This window comes from Nocardia higoensis NBRC 100133, from assembly GCF_000308595.1.
GTDB classification, from domain to species: Bacteria; Actinomycetota; Actinomycetes; order Mycobacteriales; family Mycobacteriaceae; genus Nocardia; species Nocardia higoensis.
Map to the genome: position 1 here is coordinate 1 of NZ_BAGA01000003.1, position 5,040 is coordinate 5,040.

Annotated in this window: 4 protein-coding genes; all 4 read right to left on the reverse strand. The window is 69.0% G+C overall.

The window, feature by feature from the left end; all coding sequences use genetic code 11:
• Nucleotides 1-253: 253 nt before the first annotated feature.
• Nucleotides 254-805: a ferritin gene (locus ON26_RS00215; RefSeq protein WP_040793870.1), complete on the reverse strand. Its 552-nt coding sequence runs from the start codon at nt 803-805 to the stop codon at nt 254-256.
• Between the two features lie 119 nt (nt 806-924).
• Entirely contained in the window at nt 925-1,479 is a 555-nt protein-coding gene (locus tag ON26_RS00220) for a ferritin (RefSeq protein WP_051026440.1), read from the reverse strand.
• 9 nt (nt 1,480-1,488) lie between these two features.
• Complete coding sequence (locus tag ON26_RS00225) at nt 1,489-2,916, reverse strand: LCP family protein (protein ID WP_245545665.1); 1,428 nt, start codon at nt 2,914-2,916, stop codon at nt 1,489-1,491.
• 228 nt (nt 2,917-3,144) lie between these two features.
• Nucleotides 3,145-3,939 carry a CPBP family intramembrane glutamic endopeptidase gene (locus ON26_RS00230; RefSeq protein ID WP_245545666.1) on the reverse strand — a complete coding sequence of 265 codons (795 nt, stop codon included), beginning with the start codon at nt 3,937-3,939 and terminating at the stop codon, nt 3,145-3,147.
• Nucleotides 3,940-5,040 lie beyond the last annotated feature (1,101 nt).

Here is a 5,040-nt window from a genome sequence, read left to right on the forward strand (position 1 = left end):
CGTCTCGTCGCCGCGAGGAGACGCCGGAACAGGAACCTCTGGACCGGAATGATGAGGAAAGTAGGGACCATCATGGACGCCATTCTCGGGATCCTTCTCGGCCTGCTCAGCTCGCTGAGCGCCGAGTGACATTCGGATCGTCGAATGCGAACAGGCCCGGCTCGCCACCACGAGCCGGGCCTGTTCGTTGTCCGAGGTCCTGCCAGAGTCACCGTGATTGCCGCGAAGTAGCGGCAATCATATTGCGGAGGGGTCAGCCCACCGATCCGCCGGCGGCGGCGGGGGCGCCCGATGTGTCGGAAACGCCGCTCATCTCCCTGGCCACGAAGTCCTCCAGATCGAACAGGTTCGACCCGGCGCGATCGGCGATATTGAGCAATGTGGTCATGGCGGCGACTTCTTCGACCTGCTCCTTGAGGAACCACTGCATGAATTGTTCGCCGAGGTAGTCGCCTTCCTCGCGGGCCGTGCTCGCGAGCCGGACGATCTGCTCGGTGACGGTGCGCTCCTGGGCGAGGGCCAGGGCGATCGGCTCGCGCGCCGTCTCGAAATGCGACTTCGCCGAGTCGATTCCCGACATCTCGACCTGGATGTCGCGGTCGAGGAAGTAGCGCACGATCATCATGGCGTGATTGCGCTCTTCGACCGACTGTCGGTAGAAGCGTTTCGCCAGCTGCGGAAGGTCGGCATTGTCGAACCACACCGCGATGGCGATGTACTGGTGTTCGGCATTGAATTCATGGCGGATCTGATCGTGCAGCAGGCTGTGGAATTTGCTGTGCGGGCTCTCCGAATGACTGGACATATTCCAGACATTAGTGCTGGTCAGAGCGCTTGTCATCCAAGTGCACCCTTATTGAGGTTAGTGTTGCCTAAACCCGGCTGCGCGCTGCGTCATTGTTTGTAATTGTCTTCAGGCTAGTCTTACCTAAATTCCGGTAAGTCCCCGGCCATTTTCGGTGCCGCCGGATCGGCAATTCCCGGGCCCGGCATGTCGCGCCGGACGAACTCCTCGATGTCGAACAACGTGCCGCTCTCGCGGTCGAACACATCGAGCAGCGTCGTCATCGCGGCGACATTTTCCTGCTGCTCCTCGAGGAACCACGCGGCGAACTGTTCGCCGAGGTAGTCCCCCTGTGAGCGGGCGGTGTCGACCAGCACGGTCGAGGCGTCGGTGAAGACGCGCTCGGCGGTGAGCAGCGTCTCGACCGCCGCACGCGGGGACTCGAATTCCGAGCGCGGTTCGTCGACACCGCCGATCCTGACCTCGAGATCGCGGTCGAGCAGGTGTTGCACGATGCGCAGCGCGTTCTCCCGGTGCCGTGTGTGCCGTCGATAGCACTGCGCGGCCAGGCGGGGTAATCGCAGCGAGTCGAACCAGACCGCGCTCGCGAGATACTGCTGGGCGATGGTGAACCCGCGCCGGAGTTGTTCGCGCAGCGACACCGGGAACACCTCGGTGAGTGTGCTGTCGGTCATAGCTGAACGCTACCGCGTCAGCAGCGCCTCCGGAATCGGCTTGTCGTCGGCCAGCGCCTCGAAGAACGGGATCGCCTTGTCGGTGTCCCAGAGCAGCACGTTGCCGCTGCCGGACACGTCGTCGAACCCGCCGACCGGCACGGTGGTCGCGATGGTGTCGCCGCGCATCGCCCAGCCGAGCTTGCCCAGATCCCAGAGGTGATCGCCCTCGTCGACCTTCAGCGATTTCGCCGTTCCCGAGGCCAGCGGCCACAGCCGGAACGGATTGGCCAGGGTCGCGGTGCTGGTCGCCTTCTGCAACAGCGCGGACAGGAACAGCCGCTGGTTGTTCATCCGGTCGATGTCGGCGAGGGCGGTGGCACGGGTGCGCACGAAGCCGAGGGCCTCGGGGCCGCTGAGATGCTGACAGCCCGCGGGCAGGTTGATGCCGGCCAGTGGATCGTCGATCGCCTGCGGCAGGCAGATGTCGATCCCGTCGAGCGCGTCGACCACGTCGGCGAAACCGGCGAAGCCGATCTGGGCGTAGTTGTCGATGCGCAGGCCGGTGGCGATCTCCACGGTCTGTACCAGCAGTTGCGGGCCGCCCAGGGCGAACGAGGCGTTCAGCTTGTCGCGGCCGTAGCCGGGAATGCTGACGTAGGAATCGCGCGGCAGGCTGACCAGCGTGGTCGCGCCCGACTTCGGGATGTGCACGAGCATGATCGTGTCGGTGCGTTCGGGCCCGACCTCGCCGCCGGTGGCGAGTTCCTGTTCCTGTTCGGCGGTCAGCCCGGAACGGCCGTCCGAGCCGACCAGCAGCCAGTTGGTGCCCGGCGTATCGCCCACCCGGTCCGGATAGCCGGCCAGCGCGTCGATCCTGGTGAGCTTGCCGTCCAGATGGACCACGCCCGCGACCGAACCGATCAGCAGGACCAGCAGGAACACCAGGAACCAGCGGAACGGATGACGTTTGCGCCGGCGCCGGGCCGGGCCGGGCACCGGATCGCTGCGACGCGGAGGCGCCGCGGGCGGTGGCGGTGGTGTGGCGCGACGTGATCCGCGCGCCCGCTGGTCGGGGCGATGTTCGGCGAACGGCTCGGGTTGCTGAGTGGGCGCGTACCGGGGACCGCGGTCGAGCGTCGGCGGCTCCTCCCCGGCCTGCGAGTAGGCCAGCGGCCCGGCACCGGGGTGCTGATCGCGGCGCAGGACCTTCGTGGGTTCGACCGCGCGCTGCTGGGGCGCGCCCTGGGGCGGATAGCCCGGGCCGTGCGGCCTGCGGACACCAGGATTGCGCGGATCACCGGGGCGCGCATCGTGCTGTCGTCCCGGTGGTACGCCGCCGCCGTACGGTCCCCCCGGACCGCGCGGATCGGCGGGGGAGGGCCCGGCGCCGTAGCGATCGCCGCCGCGCGGGTCGACACCGCGCGGGTCGCGGCGGGGTGGCGGGGTAGCGGACATACCGGGACCTGCCTGCGGCGGCGGCACCCGGCGTGTCCGCGCAATGCGGGGGTCGTCGCCGTTCATCAGTGTCAACTCTACTGTTCTGGGGCTGAAAAGGGGTCTACACCGGATCGCGGTGACGGGCATCTCGCGTTACGAGAATCGGCATGTCGTGGGCGAGATCGCGCGGCATTTCGCGGGTGCTCGGAGCCCGGCTATCGCCTGGCACGAGCGGTTCGCAGCGCATCAGGGCAACCAGCCGACCCGTCCGCGCAAGGCGACATAGCCGAGATAGGCCACCGCGTCGATGACCGCGTGCGCGATCACCAGCGGCCAGAGCTTGTTCGTGCGCTGCCAGTACCGCCCGAAGATCAGGCCCATCACCACATTGCCGAGCCCGCCGCCGATGCCTTGATAGAGGTGATAGCTGCCGCGCAGCAACGCCGAAGTCAGCAGCGCCGAATTCGGTGACCAACCCAGCGTGCGCAGCCGGGTCAGCAGGTAGCCGACCACCAGCACTTCCTCGGCCACCGAGTTCGCGCAGGCCGAGAGGACGAGCACCGGTAACCGCCACCAGTGGTCGTCGATCGCGCTCGGCACGATCGTCACGCTGACACCCAGCGCGTGCGCGATCAGATACAGCCCGAGCCCCGGCAGGCCGATGACCGCCGCCAGCGCCAGGCCGGGCGGCAGATCCGTGCGCGCCCGCGGCCTGCCGAGCCCGATCAGCCGCGGCCCGATCCCGCTGCGCCACAACAGGTAGAGCCCCAGCGCCGCCCAGCCCGCGAGCTTCGCCACCCCGACCAGCTGGAACAGCAGATCGATCAACGAGTGCTCGGCACGCGAGGCATTGAGCGCGACAGTCCGGCCCCGCACGCCCTCCGGCGACATCGCGCTGCTGATCAGCGACAGCGCCGCATTCACCCCTTGCAGCCCGAAAGTGACGACCAGCACCACCGCGATCTCGAGCCGGATGCCTCGGCGCTCGCTCGCGGTGAGTTCGGGAGTCGCCTCCCGCGGCGCGGTGAGCGCCGTCTTCACCAGCCGGCGGATACGGGATCCCTCGCCTGTATCGCCGGCCGATCCGCTCGCCGCCGGGTCGCTTCCTGCCGATCCGGAGATCCCCGATCGGGGCATCTCGGATTCGGTTGCCGCCGATCCGGGAGCTGTCGATCCGCTTGTCACCGATCCGCTTGTCACCGATCCGGTTGCCGCCGATCCGGTTGCCGCCGATCCGGTTGTCGCCGATTCGGCGGCGGTTGAGCTGCTGGTCGCCGAGGTGGGCGCCGTTGATCCGGCCTCTGCGGGCTCCGCGGCGCTGAGTTCGGTTTCGGTTGGGGACGGGTCGGCGGGTCGGCTTGCGGTCGGCCCGGGCTCCGCGGGTGCTGGGGAGGCGGGTTCGTTATCGGTTGCAGACGGATTGGCGGGGTGGGCTGAGGTCGAGCGGGGCGCGGTCGGCCCGGCCTCTGTGGGTGCCGGGGAAGCGAGGGCCGATCCGGGTGGGGATGATTCGGCGGGGCGGCCTTCGGTCGAGAACAAAGGCGAGGTCGGTCCGGACTCCGCGGGCGCCGAGGAAGCCGGTCCGGCTATGGCTGGGGGCGAGCCGTTGGGTCGGGCTGTGTGCGCATCCGGCCCGGCGGACAGATGCACGGAGGCGTCGGACGCGATGGGGGCGGTCCGGTGGCGGCGCGCATCCGAGTCGGCTGACATGCCGTCGAATCTAGGCGGCATCGAGTTCGTCGGCATCGGGCCCATGCGGCGCCGGGCCAGGGCATCGGGTTCGAGCGGCGTCGGGCCCAAAGGGCGTGGGGCCGCCAGGACGCACGCGTGCCGCGTGCGGCGTGGACACGACGATCGCGGCCGAAGTGGCGCCGGACCGGGGCGTGTGCCGGGTGCGGTGACCGACACGGCGGGCGACTCGATGCGGTGTGCGTATGCCGGGTCCGTTCTGCCGACGGCGCGGGCCGGTAGTGGCGCAATTCGTTCCGTCGCGGCCCGGCTGTGGGCATGTCGTTCGGGCGCGGGTCGGCAGTGGCGCGGGTCGGCAGTGGCGCACGCCGTCGGGCGCGGCTCGGCTGTGGGCGAGGCCGTTCGAGTTGGCGTGGGCTGTTCGGGTGCGGCCCGGCTGTGGCGTGGGCTGTT

Coding starts and splice junctions, on each gene's coding strand:
- ON26_RS00215 (WP_040793870.1), bottom strand. CDS start 805: ATGTCCAGTCATTCGGAGAGCCCGCACAGCAAATTCCACAGCCTGCTG.
- ON26_RS00220 (WP_051026440.1), bottom strand. CDS start 1,479: ATGACCGACAGCACACTCACCGAGGTGTTCCCGGTGTCGCTGCGCGAA.
- ON26_RS00225 (WP_245545665.1), bottom strand. CDS start 2,916: ATGTCCGCTACCCCGCCACCCCGCCGCGACCCGCGCGGTGTCGACCCG.